The 17,191-nt window shown below is 37.5% G+C and carries 15 protein-coding genes; 9 read left to right on the top strand and 6 right to left on the bottom strand.

The window, feature by feature from the left end; genetic code table 11:
• Positions 1–41 precede the first annotated feature (41 nt).
• The 3 genes from IQ215_RS01440 (at position 42) to IQ215_RS01430 (ending at position 3,079) form a co-directional block, all read left to right on the top strand.
• Positions 42–1,385 carry a serine/threonine protein kinase gene (locus tag IQ215_RS01440; protein ID WP_193799543.1) on the top strand — a complete coding sequence of 448 codons (1,344 nt, stop codon included), beginning with the start codon at positions 42–44 and terminating at the stop codon, positions 1,383–1,385.
• Positions 1,386–1,513: 128 nt separating this feature from the next.
• Positions 1,514–2,032: an acetolactate synthase small subunit gene (gene ilvN / locus IQ215_RS01435; protein WP_193799542.1), complete on the top strand. Its 519-nt coding sequence runs from the start codon at positions 1,514–1,516 to the stop codon at positions 2,030–2,032.
• A gap of 3 nt (positions 2,033–2,035) precedes the next feature.
• Positions 2,036–3,079, top strand: a complete 1,044-nt coding sequence (locus IQ215_RS01430; protein ID WP_193799541.1) for a hemolysin family protein — start codon at positions 2,036–2,038, stop codon at positions 3,077–3,079.
• A gap of 333 nt (positions 3,080–3,412) precedes the next feature.
• Here the strand turns inward: IQ215_RS01430 and glnA are convergent, their stop codons facing one another.
• The 3 genes from glnA to IQ215_RS01415 form a co-directional block, all read right to left on the bottom strand.
• Positions 3,413–4,834, bottom strand: coding sequence for a type I glutamate--ammonia ligase (glnA, locus tag IQ215_RS01425; RefSeq protein ID WP_193799540.1), 1,422 nt, complete (start codon positions 4,832–4,834; stop codon positions 3,413–3,415).
• Positions 4,835–5,447: 613 nt separating this feature from the next.
• The gene (locus IQ215_RS01420; RefSeq protein WP_193799539.1) at positions 5,448–6,746 is read right to left on the bottom strand and encodes an aminopeptidase P N-terminal domain-containing protein; all 1,299 of its coding nucleotides are present in this window, start codon (positions 6,744–6,746) and stop codon (positions 5,448–5,450) included.
• 163 nt (positions 6,747–6,909) lie between these two features.
• Entirely contained in the window at positions 6,910–7,593 is a 684-nt protein-coding gene (locus IQ215_RS01415) for a YggS family pyridoxal phosphate-dependent enzyme (RefSeq protein WP_193799621.1), read from the bottom strand.
• Between the two features lie 223 nt (positions 7,594–7,816).
• Here IQ215_RS01415 and IQ215_RS01410 point away from each other — a divergent pair, with 223 nt between their 5' ends.
• Both IQ215_RS01410 and pdxH read left to right on the top strand, forming a co-directional pair.
• The gene (locus IQ215_RS01410; protein ID WP_193799538.1) at positions 7,817–9,043 is read left to right on the top strand and encodes a bifunctional sterol desaturase/short chain dehydrogenase; all 1,227 of its coding nucleotides are present in this window, start codon (positions 7,817–7,819) and stop codon (positions 9,041–9,043) included.
• A 6-nt stretch (positions 9,044–9,049) separates the two neighbouring features.
• Positions 9,050–9,694 carry a pyridoxamine 5'-phosphate oxidase gene (gene pdxH / locus IQ215_RS01405; RefSeq protein ID WP_193799537.1) on the top strand — a complete coding sequence of 215 codons (645 nt, stop codon included), beginning with the start codon at positions 9,050–9,052 and terminating at the stop codon, positions 9,692–9,694.
• Between the two features lie 63 nt (positions 9,695–9,757).
• Here the strand turns inward: pdxH and IQ215_RS01400 are convergent, their stop codons facing one another.
• Together IQ215_RS01400 and IQ215_RS01395 are read right to left on the bottom strand one after the other, a co-directional pair.
• On the bottom strand, positions 9,758–10,567 hold the full coding sequence (locus IQ215_RS01400) for an ABC transporter permease (protein ID WP_193799536.1): 810 nt from the start codon (positions 10,565–10,567) through the stop codon (positions 9,758–9,760).
• Between the two features lie 395 nt (positions 10,568–10,962).
• Positions 10,963–12,186 (bottom strand): CCA tRNA nucleotidyltransferase, encoded by a 1,224-nt coding sequence (locus IQ215_RS01395; RefSeq protein WP_193799535.1) that lies wholly within the window; start codon positions 12,184–12,186, stop codon positions 10,963–10,965.
• A 69-nt stretch (positions 12,187–12,255) separates the two neighbouring features.
• Here IQ215_RS01395 and IQ215_RS01390 point away from each other — a divergent pair, with 69 nt between their 5' ends.
• Positions 12,256–12,504: a Ycf34 family protein gene (locus IQ215_RS01390; RefSeq protein WP_193799534.1), complete on the top strand. Its 249-nt coding sequence runs from the start codon at positions 12,256–12,258 to the stop codon at positions 12,502–12,504.
• Between the two features lie 35 nt (positions 12,505–12,539).
• Here IQ215_RS01390 and bchB read toward each other — a convergent pair whose 3' ends face one another.
• A complete protein-coding gene (bchB, locus tag IQ215_RS01385) occupies positions 12,540–14,066 on the bottom strand; it encodes a ferredoxin:protochlorophyllide reductase (ATP-dependent) subunit B (RefSeq protein ID WP_193799533.1) in 1,527 nt (508 codons plus the stop codon).
• Between the two features lie 158 nt (positions 14,067–14,224).
• Here bchB and IQ215_RS01380 point away from each other — a divergent pair, with 158 nt between their 5' ends.
• The 3 genes from IQ215_RS01380 to IQ215_RS01370 all read left to right on the top strand — a co-directional run bounded on the left by IQ215_RS01380 (position 14,225) and on the right by IQ215_RS01370 (position 17,186).
• Positions 14,225–15,076, top strand: a complete 852-nt coding sequence (locus tag IQ215_RS01380; RefSeq protein ID WP_193799532.1) for a serine/threonine protein kinase — start codon at positions 14,225–14,227, stop codon at positions 15,074–15,076.
• A gap of 3 nt (positions 15,077–15,079) precedes the next feature.
• Positions 15,080–16,348, top strand: a complete 1,269-nt coding sequence (locus tag IQ215_RS01375; RefSeq protein ID WP_193799531.1) for a serine/threonine-protein kinase — start codon at positions 15,080–15,082, stop codon at positions 16,346–16,348.
• 85 nt (positions 16,349–16,433) lie between these two features.
• Positions 16,434–17,186: a class I SAM-dependent methyltransferase gene (locus tag IQ215_RS01370; RefSeq protein ID WP_193799530.1), complete on the top strand. Its 753-nt coding sequence runs from the start codon at positions 16,434–16,436 to the stop codon at positions 17,184–17,186.
• Positions 17,187–17,191: the final 5 nt, after the last annotated feature.

Genomic DNA, 17,191 nt, shown 5'->3' with positions numbered 1-17,191 from the left:
TCCTATGCTACAACTAATGGAAGATTTTTGAGCGTCTTAAAATGAGTAATAATGCGGTTATTCTTAATTCCCGTTATCAGCTTCTCAATAAATTGGGAGAGGGTGGATTTGGGGTAGTTTATTTAGCAAAGGATAAGGAAAGTAATCGGGAGTGTGTGGTTAAACAACTTCATTCTGATCTTGAAAATGCGGACGTTGTCAAGCGTTTATTTTTTGAAGAAATGAAGATTTTAGAAAAGCTCGATCATCCTCAAATTCCCCGTCTGATTGATTTTTATGATGATGGTGAGGATTGTTTTTTGGTGCAGGAGTATATTAGAGGGGAAACGATTAAATTTGAACTAAAGGGCGATCGCCCCTGGAGCGAAACAAAAATACTAAATTTTTTAGAACAAGGGCTACAAATCCTTGATTATATCCACCGTCGGGGAGTAATCCATCGAGACATAAAACCCGATAATTTTATTCGTCGTCAAGATAGTCAAGAAATAGTTTTAATTGACTTTGGGGCAGTAAAAAATTTTAATGTCGAACAAAGCCACATTATTAATCCTACCGTTGCCATTGGCACTCACGGCTATATGCCCAGCGAACAAGCAAGGGGAAAACCTCGTAAAAACAGCGACATCTACAGCTTAGGAATTATCGCCATTCAAGCCCTTACCGGGAAAAATCCCATTAGTTTTAAAGAAGATGAACAAAGCGGAGAAATTATCTGGCGACCATATGCCGATATTCATTCCTATTTAGGGGATATTTTAACCCAAATGGTACGCGCTGACTATACCAAGCGCTATCACTCCGCAGACATCGTATTACAAGATCTTGAAAAATATATCCGTTGGCGAGAAACCCTCAAAAATACGGAAGTCAACCCCATACCCAAAGACGTGGTAGATGTTCATTACCACCATCAACCCCTTACCCTCACTCAAAATCCCCCCATACTCAAAACCATTACTTCTCCTCGCCCTTGGAGTATCGCTTTTTTACTATTTTTCTTAGTGGGTATGTTGGGGGGAGGTTTTTTTTATTATGATAGTCGTCGTGTAGAAGCTACCATCGCCCAATTAGAAACCTCGAAAGTCAATCAAAACTTTAAAAATTGTATTCAATTAACCCAGTCTCCCAGAGCAAAAAATATTGCGCCCCATCTTCTTGAGCAATACATCGGCGAATGTCGTCTTGAGTATGCCAAACAACAAGCCAACCTAGAAGATTATCAAGGGGCGATCGCCACTGCCCAACAAATTCCCCCCCACAATTCACACTACCCAGAAGCCACAAACCTAATAGAAGAATGGCATCAAGCCCATCAAAGAAAAAATGTTGACTGCCCCCCCGACGTATTATGTATCTGCCCCGGGCCCCTATGCCCCAACTAAAATCCCATCGCCTTAAAGCATTTAAAAAGCATTTAAGGTAAAATAATAGGGATGTCAGGACATATAAAATAACAACCTGTCAAACAACTAAAAGTGTCGTTTATTGTCAAGAATTATCAACATCAATAATGAAGCATACCATTTCTGTCCTAGTAGAAGATGAAGCAGGAGTATTAACCAGAATAGCAGGATTATTTGCCAGACGTGGTTTTAACATAGAAAGTCTAGCAGTAGGCCCCACCGAACAAGTCGGAGTATCAAGAATTATCATGGTAGTGCCGGGAGATGACGACACCATCGAACAACTAACCAAACAACTCCACAAATTAATCAACGTCATCAAAGTTACTGACATAACCAAAATTCCCTGTGTAGAAAGAGAATTAATGTTAGTCAAAGTTAGCACCAACAGCGCCAACAGAGGTGAACTACTACAAGTTGCCCAAGTATTTAGAGCCAGAGTAGTAGATATAGCAGAAGATAGCTTAACCCTAGAAGTAGTAGGAGATCCGGGCAAAATGGTAGCCATCATTTCCATGGTAAGTAAATTTGGCATCAAAGAAATTTCTCGCACAGGGAAAATTGCTCTCACAAGGGAATCAGGGGTAAATACAGAGTATTTAAAATCATTAGAAACAAAAGTTTAATCAATGCTGACTCTCCTACTCGTTGTTGTCATAGTCTTACTAGGGTCGGCATTTTGTTCCCTTACTGAAACAGTATTATTATCCGTATCCGAAATTAGGGTAAAACAATGGGCCCAATCAAAAAAAGCCCCTGCCCTAGCCCTATTAAAAATTAAACAAAAAATTAACCGTCCTATCGCTAGTATAGTAATCTTAAACAATATTTTTAATATTGTCGGTAGTATCATTATCGGTGGCACCGTAACCCAAGAACTAGGCGATAAATGGTTAGGTTTATTTTCAGGACTTTTAACCTTCCTCATCATTATCTTTGGGGAAATCTTACCTAAAACCCTAGGACAAAGATATGCTGAACCATTATCCCTATCTTTAGCCATACCTGTCAAATACATTACCTTCATTCTCACCCCCATTGTTTGGGTATTAGAAAAAGTTACTCAACCCTTAACAAAAGGGCAGGTTTTACCCACCACCAACGAAACAGAAATCAGATTTTTAACCCGCATCGGTAAAACAGAAGGAGTAATCGAACCTGATGAAGCGGAAATGATACATCGAGTTTTTCATCTCAATGATTTATCGGCATCGGATTTAATGACTCCTCGAATTTTATTGACTTACGTTAAAGGAGATTTAACACTAGGAGAATGCCAAGATTTTATTATTAATTCAGAACATACCCGCATTTTAATCATTGATGACACCATTGATAATGTCATCGGTACGGCTTTAAAACAAGAGCTTTTGACGGCAATTATTGAGGGTAAAAAAGATCAAACCATTGCCCAGTTAGCGCGCCCGGCAAATTTTGTTCCTGAAACCATGAGGGCTGATTATTTGCTCAAAAAATTCCAGAATATCAGACAACATTTAGTGGTGGTAATTGATGAATATGGAGGGGTTGCGGGGGTTGTTTCCTTAGAGGATGTGTTGGAGGTGTTGACAGGGGATATTGTGGATGAAACGGATAAAACTATTAATTTACAGGAAATCGCTCGGAAGAAAAGAGAGCGATTATTAGTTTCTAAGGGGTTAATGGATAGTTAGATTTTATATAAGGTATATTTTAAGCTGAGTTAAGGATACAATTTTTAGGGTATTGCTGATTTTGAGTATGAAGCATTATGAAATTACAGTAAATGTATAGTATTAAAACTATTATTACTATTGCCCATTCCCTATTGCCAAACTAAACTAAAAATCATACCTTAATTCACCAACGCCATTTTTAGTATTGCAATGAAACAATGGATAATTAATAAACTACGACCTGTAACCTGTCAAAAAAGGACGTAACATAACATTACGCCCTAACATAATTTCAAAATTGAACAAGAGGGTTAAACCCCGTCAACAAAATATTTTTATGATCAAGATAGCTTATACATCATAGTATAAAGCGAACTCATAGGGGTGAGGACGAAGACGTAAGGGGTTAACCTCATTATCTAATTTGTACTCGATCCAATTTTCGATAAATTCCATGGTGAATACACCACTATCAATCAAGAAAGCATGATCTTTTTCCAAGGCTTCGAGCGCACCTTCTAAAGATGCAGGAGTGGAAGGAATTTTACTCAACTCCTCGGGGGATAAATCATAAATATCCACATCCAAAGGCTCTCCAGGGTGAATTTTATTCTTGATACCATCAATCCCTGCACAAAGCATCGCCGCAAAAGCAAGATAAGGGTTACTGGTAGCGTCAGGACAACGGAATTCTAAACGCTTGGCTTTGGGGTTATCTCCTGATAAAGGAATACGCACAGAAGCAGAGCGGTTTCCTTGGGAATAAGCCAAGTTTACAGGGGCTTCAAAACCCGGTACAAGACGTTTATAAGAGTTGGTGGTGGGGTTAGTAAAAGCAAGTAAAGCGGGAGCGTGTTTGAGGATACCACCGATGTAGTAGAGAGCCATTTCGCTCAATCCTGCATATTGATCCCCTGCAAATAAGGGTTTGCCCTCATTCCAGATAGATTGGTGGGTGTGCATCCCAGAACCATTATCATTAAATAAAGGTTTGGGCATGAAAGTGGCACTCTTACCATATTTTTTGGCTACGTTCTTGATAACATATTTATAGGTCATCAAATGGTCAGCCGCTTCTACTAAAGTACCAAATTTGAAACCTAATTCATTTTGTCCCCCAGTGGCCACTTCGTGATGGTGTTTTTCGATGGGTACACCACAATCAGCCATGGTTAATAACATTTCGGTACGAATGTCTTGCATGGTGTCGGTAGGTGCTACGGGGAAATATCCCTGTTTGTAACCTGGTTTATAACCTAAGTTGCCCCCTTCTTCTTCCCTACCAGAGTTCCAGCGCCCTTCTACGCTATCTACATAGTAGTAACCTTTATTTTCGGTTTGGTCAAATCTAACGTCGTCAAAGAGGAAAAATTCTGCTTCAGGCCCAAAGTAAGCGGTATCACCCAAACCAGTGGAAGCAAGGTAATCCAAGGCTTTGTAAGCAATACTGCGAGGATCTCTGGAGTACCATTCCCCCGTGCGAGGTTCTTTGATACGGCAAATCATGCTCAGGGTAGGTTCTTTGTAAAAAGGATCGATCCATGCGGTGTTTGGATCGGGTACCATGGCCATATCGGAGTCATTAATGGCTTTCCAACCACGAATACTGGAACCGTCAAAGGGTACACCGTCGGTGAAGGCGGTTTCGTCTATTTGATCATAATAAAATGTGCAGTGTTGCCATGTGCCGGGTAGATCGATGAATTTGAGATCGATCATTTTGATCCCATTGTCTTTGATCATTTGTAAGACTTCTTGGGGGGTTTTAGCCATTAATAAATTCTCCTAATAATTTTCTGTGAAAAATCCTTCTCAAGGGTATTATCCTAAGTATTCTCTTGATTTTGTTTTGTAACTTTTTATACCAAGTAATTAGAAAAAGTAACCAATATTAACCTGATTGTTATAAAGATTAATGTTAAGAGTCGTTTACTTCAGGGATTAAAACCTATTATTTTTCAAGGATTCTAAACTATAATTTATTTTTTTATTTTTTTCAATGATTTGTTTATACTAAATCCCGTTGTAATAATATATTAATTAGGGCGGGGAACAGGGAATAGGGAACGGGGAACAGTTTTTCAAGGTTTATAGTTGTAGATTGATAGGCTAATCATCTCTATTTTAAATTAACCGATAGGTATATTACTTAAGAAGGATTTGTTTATACTTTTTTTGATTGAGCTGATGGTGTTAATTTTAAGATAAATTATGATCTAAACGGTGGGTTTGCCCCCTAAATCCCCCAATTCACTGGGGGGGTTATTAATAAAATTTTCTCATGGGGGCAGGGAATAGGCTGATTCGACTACGCTTATCAACCGGGCAATGGGCAATGGAGAATACCGATATTTTATAATTAATCAATGATCCCCAGACCTTGATATTATTTGCTTACGGCGGAGGTTAAAATTTCGTTGCCTGTTTTGGTAACTAATACATCATCTTCAATTCTTACGCCAATACCTTTCCAATGGTCGGGAATTTCGGGTTGTCCTTCGGCGGGGGTAATGTAGGGGGAGATATAGATGCCTGGTTCGACGGTGAGGACGTTTCCTGCTTGGAGGGTTTGCCAGGTGACTTTATCTAGTTTATAGTTACCTACATCATGGACATCTAAGCCTAACCAATGCCCTGTGCGGTGCATATAGAAGGGTTGATATTTTTTCTCTTTGATGATTTCTTCGGTGTCTCCTTGTAGCAGTTTTAGTTCTTTTAGGCCTTCTACTAATACTTCTACGGCGGTGTCATGGTATTGGTTGTAGGTGTTTCCCGGTTGTACCTGTGCGATCGCCTTTAGTTGTGCTTCTAAGACTAAATCATAGATGGCTTTTTGCTCGGGGGTAAAATTTCCAGAAACAGGAAAAGTGCGGGTAATATCACCGTTATAGTAGCCAAAACTGGCCCCTGCATCGATGAGTAATAAATCTCCTTCCTCCATACGGCGATTATTTTCAATGTAGTGTAATACACAGGCATTAGCCCCCGAAGCAACGATGGAAGGATAGGCAGGGCCTTCACAACCAAGGGATTTAAAAATATATTCAATTTCCCCTTGAACTTCATACTCATAACGACCTGGGGTGGCAAATTCTTGGGCTTTGATATGGGCTTTGGCGGAGATAGAAGCGGCTTTGCGTAACATTTCAATTTCCGTGGCACTTTTAACCATGCGCAAGGGGTGCAAAATATAGTTAGAATCTTCTAGCGCCCTCGGGCCATAACCATTACGGGGATAACTCCCCACCAACTTTTGCCAATGGTTAAGGATTTTTTGGTTAAATTCTTGATCCCTTCCTAAATGATAGTAAATGCGATCGCCCGTAACCAAATATTGCGATAACTTCTCATCCAATTGCTCAATGGAAAAAACCGCATCCGCCCCATAATTTTCCTTCGCACCTTCTACCCCAGCACGATAACCCGTCCAAATTTCCTTAGCTAAATCCTTCGGTTGTACAAATAAAATAAAACGATGCTCATCGTGGTTAGGGGCTAAAATTGCCACCGCCTCAGGCTCATTAAACCCCGTCAAATAGAAAAAGTCGCTATCTTGACGATAAACATATTCCACATCATTGTGCATTACCGCCATGGGGGCGCTACGAAAAACCGCAACTCCTTTCCCCATTTTCGACATTAACAATTCACGGCGTTGAGCGTATTCTTGTTGAGCAATCATCATCGATTCTTTGTAAAGAAAGATTAAGGTTAATTACTGTATTTTAACATCTAGGTTACAGGTGTTAATAATTGAGAATGGATAATGGATAATTAATTATTTTGCCCATTGCCTATTCCCTGCTTTCAACAAAAAATTTTTAGAGTAAATACCCCCACACGCCCCATCACCGTAGCGCAACGGTGGAACGTTTACCAAAAAGAATAGTACCCAAACGAATCATGGTGGCCCCGGCTTCAATGGCTAAGGGATAATCCCCCGACATTCCCATGGATAATTGATCAAAATCTGAGCCAAAATGGGGTTTTAATTCATCAGCTAAACTTTTGACATCCTTAAAAGCCTGTAGGGTTTCATCCTTTGATAATCCTAGGGGTAAAATTGCCATTAAACCTCGTAATCGCAACGAATCAAGTTGTTTAATAGCTTCCACATCCTGCCATAATTGTTCCACATTCCAACCGTATTTAGATTCATCGGGTAATATTTTCACCTGTAAACATACTTGGGGTAAGTTTTTAATTGTTTGTTGAGAAAAGGCTTCTTGGGCTAAACGGTTAATCCTTTGGGCAATTTTTAAGCTATCAATGGAATGAATCCAGGGGAAAGATTCGACGGCTTTTTTTGCTTTGTTACTTTGTAGATGCCCAATAAAATGCCAACAAATATCATCTAAGTCTTTTAATTGTTCTTGTTTTTCTAGGGCTTCTTGTAGTTTGTTTTCTGCAAAGTCACGGATACCCCCATCATAAGCCATCCTGATCGTTTCTGAGGGCATAGTTTTGCTCACTGCGATTAAGCGGACATCATTAGGTATATTGTTCCTAATTTTTTCTATTTGGGGAATCATTAAGGAAATTTTTTTGTTTCTATATTCCGTCGTCAAAAAACGGCTTTACATCTTTATATTTTAGCTATTCTTGAGGTTAAGCCCTCCTAACCTATACTGCCCCCTGGAAAATTGCCACTTCAAGTTTATTTATCATGGTGGCTACTTAGATGTTTTCTGAATGCTACAGGGGAAAATGTAATAAAATATAACTTTGAAATTATCTGTAATATGGTCGGTGTAAATGTTTTATAATTCTTTAATTGTAGCAGGTGCGATCGCCCTTATTTCCATTTTAGTGGTGGAAATAGTTAGGGATTTGTATCATTTCCTTGCCCATGTGTGGCAACCTTTGTATCGTCTCCACGGTTGGCATCATCGTATTTTTAAACCTGATTTGTCGGTAAAAAGCGAGGAAATCTATCGTCAAGCTAACTGGTATAATGATTTACCAGAATCCCTTGTTATGCTTATTTTTGGGGTCATTTTTGCCCAAGTAGTTATCATTAATGGGATAGTGTCCGAAAATTATCAATGGTTGGCATGGACGGGGTGTGTTTATACTATAACCTATAGTTTAGGGGCGATCGCCCGGGGCTTGGGCATACCTTACGCTGATGCCATCACCGATGTTACCCACCGTCAAGGAGAATTTCAAAGTTTACCAGGTAACCTATTCGTAAATCGTACTTACCATTGGCGACACCATTTCGACGATCAAGATGCTTATTTTTGTGGCACACTTACCCTCGTAGATAGAATTATGGGCACTGCACTTTCACTTAAGGGAAAAAAAATTGCCGTCACGGGTGCTAGTGGCACTCTGGGGGAGGCTTTGATGACTCAGTTACATCAAAAAGGGGCAAAGGTAACTGCCCTTACTTCCAAACCTCAAGAATTATCTATCATGGTAGATAATCAGCCTATCCCCATTAATACCCTTACTTGGGCAGTGGGTAGAGAAGAAGAATTAAAAGAACTTTTCGAGAAAATTGATATACTCATTATTAACCATGGTATCAATGTTCATGGTGATAAAAGTCCTGGGGCGATCGCCACTTCCTACCAAGTTAACACCTTTTCAGGTATTAAAATGATGGAATTATTCTTGGAAACAGTGCAAACCAATCGCCAAAAAGCCACCAAGGAAATCTGGGTAAATACCTCCGAAGCCGAAGTAAACCCAGCCTTTAGCCCCCTTTATGAATTAAGTAAACGCACCATGGGCGACATTGTCACCCTAAGACGCACCAACGCCCCCTGCGTCATCAGAAAACTAATTTTAGGCCCTTTTAAAAGTAACCTTAACCCCATCGGGGTAATGTCAGCGCCTTGGGTAGCCAAACAAATCGTTAGCCTTGCCCAAAGAGACTTCCGAGACATCATCGTCACCATCAACCCCATCACCTATATTTTCTTTCCCATCAAAGAATTTACTCAAACCGTTTACTTTAAACTATTTACCAAATAATCAACCATGGGCATCGACTACTTACCATCCCTACGGGAAAACTACCTTAAAGGAGGATTACTCGAAAAAGACATCCTCCCTAATCCCTTCCAACAATTTCACCTCTGGTTAGAAGAAGCCATCAACGCTCAACAAAAAGAGCCTAACGCCATGACTATTGCTACCATCAATAAAGATGGTAAACCCAGCGCCAGAATAGTTTTACTCAAAAATCTGGATGAGCGTGGTTTTGTTTTTTTTACTAACTATGACAGCCAAAAAGGGCAAGATTTAACCGCTAATCCCTATGCTTCCCTTGTGTTTTGGTGGGGAGAATTAGAAAGACAAGTAAGGGTAGAAGGGGAGGTAGAAAAAATTACCCCTGCTGAATCCGATGAATATTTTAATGTGCGCCCCCAAGGCTCAAAATTAGGTGCTTGGGCATCTCCCCAAAGTCAGGTAATCCCTAATCGTGAGGTATTAGATAACAACCTAAAAAACCTCGAGGAGGAATATCAGGGAAAAACCGTGCCACGCCCTAACCATTGGGGAGGATTTCGGGTTATTCCCCAAAAAATTGAATTTTGGCAAGGGAGGGCAAACCGTTTACACGATCGCCTGTGCTACACTCTAAAAGATAACCAGTGGATTATTGAACGTTTAGCACCTTAGAGGTGATGGGGAGTGGGGGTGATAATAGTTTGAGAGTTTATTGTTAATAATCCATTGCTTACCCTACTCCTGCTGATGAGAAAATTGATAAGCCCCTACAAAGGAAAGGGCGATCGCCATTAATAGTAGTACAGGAATACTATACCAAGGAAAAAGATTAATAGGTTGATAAGCGGCCGCCCGTAGGGCAGTGGTAGTATAGGTAAGGGGTAAAATATAAACGATCACTTTTAGAAAAAACGGTAAACTATCAGGAGAGAAAAAAGTTCCCCCTAAAAAAGACATGGGTACAATCAAAAAGTTGTTGTATAGCCCCACAGATTCAAGGGATTTGACTCTTAAACCTATTATTACCCCAATTCCAGCAAAAACCGCACAATTAAGGATTAAAATCACTATAAATAGGGGATTGATAAAACTAAATACTTTCCCTGTAAACAGGATTGCCACTACAATTACTGAAAATGCCGTCATTAATCCTCTGACAATTCCTGCTAATACTTTTCCTAGGTGCAGGGCAAGGGGATGTACTGGTAATAATAACAGTTCGTCAAAGGTTTTGCTAAAAAGGCGATCGCCACATATGGAAAAAGTAGTACCCCCAAAGCTAATCGTCATGGAGGATAGCGCCACCATCCCGGGTAAAATAAATTCTAAATAACTATCTCCCACGGCAGGGGTGCTAACCCTATCAATAGTATTACCTAACCCTAAACCGAAGGCTAACACATATATTAACGGTGAAATTAAACCCGTGGAGGCAATTTGAGCCATTCTTGCCCGTAAATCTAACCACTCACCCCAAAAAATGGTTAAGGTATCATACCAAATGGTTTTAATGGGTAGCTTTTTTAGCTTGGTTAATTTTTCCATATCTTTTATTTTTTTATAAATTTTTATCTAGTTATATTGTCCTTGATTTTCTCTATCAAAATCAATATTAAAATTTTATTTTAACGCTCATAGTATATATATTATTTTTGGCTCATAAGAGTTTTATTATCTTGTTTCAGAAGCATAATAGCAAGGAAGATAATATTTTTATTTCTCCATTGAGATCTTTATTTAAGAGAGTTTCATGTTATTAATTAATCTCTTAAAGACCTGTTTTTTATTGTCTGAATGAATTACCATAATAATCAAAAGTATTTAGACAAATAAATGAATAATTTTTATATTTTACTTATTATTTTCTTTAAAATTGTTTTAGTTTTGATTCACGTAACAAATATTAGATTACAGTTTTATAATTATTTATGAATAATTTATTAATGGTTATTTAAACAATATTGTCGAGCAAAATTAAGAGCCTCTTGTTTATCACTAATCTTATTTTCTATATAAGCAACCTGTATTTCGGTTAATAATTCTTTGATTAAAGGACTTGGTTTTAAATTAATTTCCTTTACTAAATCATGTCCTGTTATTAATGATTTAGGATGGGCAATAGGATTATTTTGATCAAAAAAATTATCTATTAATTGATATATTAATAATTTATTATTAGGATTACAAGATATTGCCCTGATGGCAATTAATGGGAAAATGTTTCCCACATTAAGAAAGAAAAAATATTGTTCCCTCAGGGTAGTTTTTGAGTTAAAGTCTAATAGACATGGTAAATATTTAATAATAGTTGTTATGGCTTTAATTTCATTTTTAGAACATTTTAAATGGATTAATTCTTCTTGGGCTAGTGTAGAATTATCTATCACTAAACAAGACAATTTAGCTAGGGCTATAAAATCAGGGGATAGTTGTTTAAATAAAGAATATTTTTGCTGAAGATTAGTTAAAGTTTGATCTATTTTTGATAAATTAATAATACTTTCTGGGCTAATATTTTCTAACCAATAGGATAGTATATTATCCTCATAGGCTTGTTGTAACCAATAACAACCATGGTGAGATTGTAAAAGATAATCTAATTCGGTTTTTACCCTTTCGGCGGCCACTTGTTGGAGAAGGGGGGCTAGTTGTTGTAAAGTCTGACGGGTTTCGGAGGCAATTTTAAATCCTAATTGGCAGGCTTGACGATAAGCCCTTAAAATTCTGAGGGGGTCATCGGTGAGGTTTTTTTCTGATACCATTCTGATGATACCCTTTTCTATGTCTTTTTGACCTTCTAAGGGATCTACTATTTCTTTAGTATAAAGGTTAAGGGCGATCGCATTTAGACAAAAATCACGACGATATAAATCATCAATTAAAGAATCTCCCTCCTGCCGAGCAAAATCTACAGTAATAGAAGGAAAAACCACCCTAGCAATCTCCCGTTGGGCATCTAAAACCACAAACCCAGCCCCATATTTATTGGCAATAAATTTAGCCGTCTTAACCGCATTTTTAGGCAAAACAAAATCTAAATCAATATAATCCCTTCTCCTGTGCAACAAAGTGTCTCTCACCACCCCCCCCACCAAAAAAGCATCGGGGGGCAATAAACCTAAATCAAAGGGCAATACCTGTGTTAAAAAATCAGCAATAAACATTAATAATAAAAACCAACCTTATCAAAATTAAGCTACATTAGCAAATAGAGACAGTCGGAGAAAAAGCCTATGTGTATCTGTATAAACTGTTACTATGTTGACCGTTGCAATACTTATCATGCCGTAGAAACTCAACATGAGCAACCCCATTTAACGGAAAATCCTAGTTTTGAGCCAAACAATCCCTCCATCAATGTTAATATCCGCCCCCAAGAAGATTACATAGAAATGGAATGGGATGTGGTTGGTTGTGATAGTTTTAGTGAGGAAAAAAATAAATGGGCAAAACTACGCCCGGGGGAAGCCATTCCCACTTAGGGGCGCAAGATTAATTAATAATCACGAATTAAAGTTTATGCGCCTACAGATTCTTTAGCAGCGTACATGACTTCGAGGGTAATTTGGTCAAAATTTCTTTCCCTAGCAAACTTTTCGGTATTACGTTTTACCTTACCACGGACAAAACCTGGTACTTTATTTAATTCGGCTTGGGCTTCTTTTGTCCAATTTAAATCGGAGTCTGCGGAAATACCTTTGGTAATAACTTCTTTAGTATCATGACCACCAAATATTTCTAAAAGATGATCTTCCATACCAAGGGTAAAAGAATTATATACTAAATCGGTAATTTGATTTGTACCTTCATAACCCAAGAAGGGTTTATAACCGATGGGGAAGTTTTGGATATGGATAGGGGCGGCAATGACACCGCAGGGAATGCCCAAACGCTTACCTACATGGCGTTCCATCTGTGTTCCGAAGATGGCAGAGGGTTCTAATTTGGCGATCGCATTGGCAATCTCTCCATTATCTTCACTGATTAAAATATTATCACAAAATGGCTCAAGTTCTTTTCTAAACCATGCTTCATCATACTTACAATAAGTACCAGCTAACACCACATTGATGCCCATTTCCCGTACCAAAATTTTAGTCATTGCCACGGCGTGGGTATTATCTCCAAATACCACAGCTTTTTTTCCTGTCAAATTTTGACAATCGATAGAGCGCGAAAACCAAGCGGCTTCCGACACTTCCATGGTTTGATGTTCGATAAATTCTTCATAATCTACATTGCCTCCCTGTTGGTTTATCACCTTGGCTATTTCACGGATACAACGGGCTGTTTCCACTACTCCCATGGGGGTTATATCCACATAGGGCATTCCGTATTCCCTTTGTAAATGTTCGGCTGCCATCAAGCCTAATTCACGGTAGGGGATAAAGTTAAACCATGCCCGGGGCAAGTTTTGTAAGTCTTGTACACTGGCTTTGTCGGGGATTATCATATTGATTTCGATGCCTAAGTCTGCCATGAGTTTTTTTAATTCTCGACAGTCGTGGTTATGGTGAAAACCGAGGGTGGAAATGCCAATAATGTTTACGGAAGGATTGGCCGTTTTTTCTTGATTAACAGTGCCTTTTTTTGCTCCTTTTTCGAGGTAAAATTTGACGATTTGGGCTAAGGTGCGATCGGCGGCTTGTAATTCGTTATAACGGTAGTGGTTAACATCCGCTAGGATGACATCCCCTTGGGAGTTAAGTTGCGCCCGACTAACAAAGTTTTCTAAATCCTCTTGTAAAATGCTGGAAGTGCAAGTAGGGGTTAAAACAATTAAGTCGGGGTTTTCTTCTCCGTCTTTACGTACAATATTATCAATTACTTTTTCCTGTGAACCCCGAGCAAGTACGTTGCGATCGACTACACTGGTGGTAACGGGGGTAAAGTTTCTTTCCCTTTCTAACATGGAGCGCATGACGTTAAAGTAATCGTCTCCAAGGGGTGCGTGCATTATAGCATGAACATTTTTAAAAGAACTGGCAATTCGTAGAGTGCCGATGTGCGCTGGTCCTGCATACATCCAGTAAGCTAGTTTCATAGAAAATTGTCTCCGTGTGGGTATCCATTCGCTTCTTCTAGTGTGCTACCTATAATCGTTATGTGCGCTTTTCATTTACAAATATTCACGGGAACGAAATATGGGGGAAGGCTTATTGTAAGATATGATTATAATCGAGTTAAAACAGTCCTTTTAAGATGGTTGATTGTTGTCGCCCAAATCCTCCTTGTATTAATTTTTGTCGTCTTGATGGTCATTTACTCAAGGGAAAGGGAGTTATTGTAAATCCTGAAAGTGGTAATCGCTACGAAGTTTTAAGGGTTTTGGCAGAGGGGGGCATGAGTACCACCTATTTAGTTTATAACTATGCCATGGAAAAGTTATGTGTGTTAAAGGAGATTGATTCTGATTTATCTTCTATGGCAAAGGCAAGGGAACTTTTTCAGCGAGAAGCTAGGGTTTTAAAGAGTCTTAGTCATCATGGTGTTCCTCAATTTTATGATTTTTTTGCTTCTAAAAATTATTATTCTCTGATTATGGAGATGATTTATGGGGAGAGTTTACAAATGTTGAATCCCCATAGTGAAAGGGAAGCGGTGGGTTGGATGCTTCAATTAGCGAAAATTCTTGATTATTTACATAATCTACCTAAACCTGTAATTCATCGAGATATTAAGCCTAGTAATCTGATTTTACGTCATAATCCCGAAGAAATTGTTTTAATTGATTTTGGGGCGGTAAAGGAAGTTACCCTAAAACCAGGCACTCGCATCGCAACGGCTGGTTTTAGTTCCCCTGAACAGAAAAAAGGTTTATCTTTTATACAGTCGGATTTTTATGCGGTGGGTACTACTTTAATTTATCTTTTGACTCGTAAGTCTCCCACGAAGTTTTTTAATCCTGTTTTAAATCGTTTTGTTGGCTTGGAAACCGCTGGTATTTCCCCTTCTTTGGTGGAAATTATTAATTTTTTGACTCAGTTTGATTATAATAAACGCCCTCAAAGTGCGATCGCCCTTATCGATTTATTCACTCAATTTCGCAAATAAAAAATGTCGGAAAATTATAACCAAAAAACAAATATTCAATCAGATGAAAAAACAAAAATTGAGATCAAAACAACAATAGAAAATCAATCATTCATTACTAAAATAGAACCTGCCGAAGATTCTACCATGATTGATGATATTACCATCGATACATACAAAAGAAAAAAAAATACGGATCCTTTTATCGGTGAAAGATGTGGCGAAAATGAAGAATATTTAATTGTCAAATTCATTGCTAAAGGCGGTATGGGTAATATATACCTTTGTGTTAATGAATCAGAAACCATTGAAGATGATTTTGTGGTAGTAAAATTCTTAGATAAAGAATGCCTAGAAGCTGATAATAAACAAGAAATTATTGACCGTTTCAGACGAGAAATTAAATTATTATCTAGTTTAAATCATCCTAACATTGTTAATATTTTAGACCAAGGTATTTATCAACTAAAAGAACATGGCAAAAGTTATGATATTCCCTTCTTTGTGATGGAATATTTACAAGGAGAAACCCTAAGTGACTACCTAATAAAAACTCAAAAAATATCCCTCCAAGAATCTCTTTGTATAATTACTCAAATTTTAGCAGGATTAAGAATTGCTCACAATCAGGGGGTTATTCATCGAGATTTAAAGCCCGATAATATTTTTTTAATTCCTACCCTTAATAACAAACATATTGTCAAAATTCTTGATTTTGGTATCGCCCGAAAAGTCGATAGTATGAGTGTTATAAGATTAACTAAAATGAATGATTATTTTGCAAGTCCTTATTATATTTCCCCTGAACATATTTACGGAGTAACAGAGTTAGATGCGAGAAGTGATATTTATAATTTAGGTCTAATATTTTATGAAATTATCACAGGAAATAAACCGTTTACCGACTATGATGATTTATTGGTTACTAAAGGTTGGTTAGGGGTTCATAATCTTAAATTACCTATTCCACCTAATCAACAAATTGATTGTGAAAAAATTCCTTTAATACTGAATAATATTATCCTCAAATGTCTAGCCAAAAATCCTAATGATAGATTCCAAAACTCTGAAGAAATTCTTGCAAAAATTATCAATATTTATCCTGAATATAGTATCTTATCAGCAGAATTCAACGGTAATTATATTTCTAAAAAACAATTTATTAAAGGCTTAGTTTTAAGTTTTTTTATGGGAATTTCTCTCACTTCACTTATTTTATTTATAATTACTACTATTACGAATAATGTTAAACAGAGTTTTATTATTAATGATCAATATACTCAAATGTACTAAAAAAATAACTAATATCAAGATAGTATTTAGAGCATAAAGACTCTACCAAAAAAGTTAAAATTATCAAAAAAAATGTATTAAAATAATGGAAGATTATCAACTATTAATAGACCTACATAAAAATCAAATCAGACAAGGGCCTGGAGGAGAAATTGAGTCAAAAAAGGCTTTAAACCTAACCATGGTAGATAAATCTCAACCATTGAAAATTGCTGATATAGGTTGTGGCACAGGGGTTTTATCCCTATTGTTAGCTGATATTTTACCATTAGCTACCATTACGGCAGTAGATTTTCTTCCCGACTTTTTGAAAGTGTTAGAAAATCAAGCAAAACAATCAGGATTATCAGAAAAAATAACTACCCTTTGTTGTGCCATGGAAAATTTACCCTTTGCCATAGAAGAATATGATATTATTTGGTCAGAAGGTGCAATCTATAATATGGGTTTTAGAAAAGGAATCAAAGATTGGTATCCTTACTTAAAAATAGGCGGTTTATTGGTTGTTTCCGAAATAACTTGGATAACTAATTCTCGTCCATCAGAAATTAATCAATATTGGCAGCAAGAATATTCTGAAATCGATACGGTCTCTTCAAAAATGAATATTTTAGAAAAAAATGGTTATTCCCCTATAAGTTATTTTGTTTTACCCGAAAATTGTTGGTTAGATAATTATTATCAGCCCATGGAAAATAGTTTTGAAGATTTTCTTAAACGTAATCATCATAGTCAGGAAGCACAAGCTATAGTTGAGGCAGAAAAAAAGGAAATCGCACTATATAAAAAATATAAAAACTATTATAGTTATGGTGTTTACATAGCAAAAAAAATATAGTGATA

This window comes from Cyanobacterium stanieri LEGE 03274 (assembly GCF_015207825.1).
Taxonomy (GTDB): Bacteria; Cyanobacteriota; Cyanobacteriia; order Cyanobacteriales; family Cyanobacteriaceae; genus Cyanobacterium; species Cyanobacterium stanieri_B.
The sequence above is the reverse complement of the archived record's forward strand: the minus strand, read 5'-3'. Positions and strand labels throughout refer to the sequence as shown.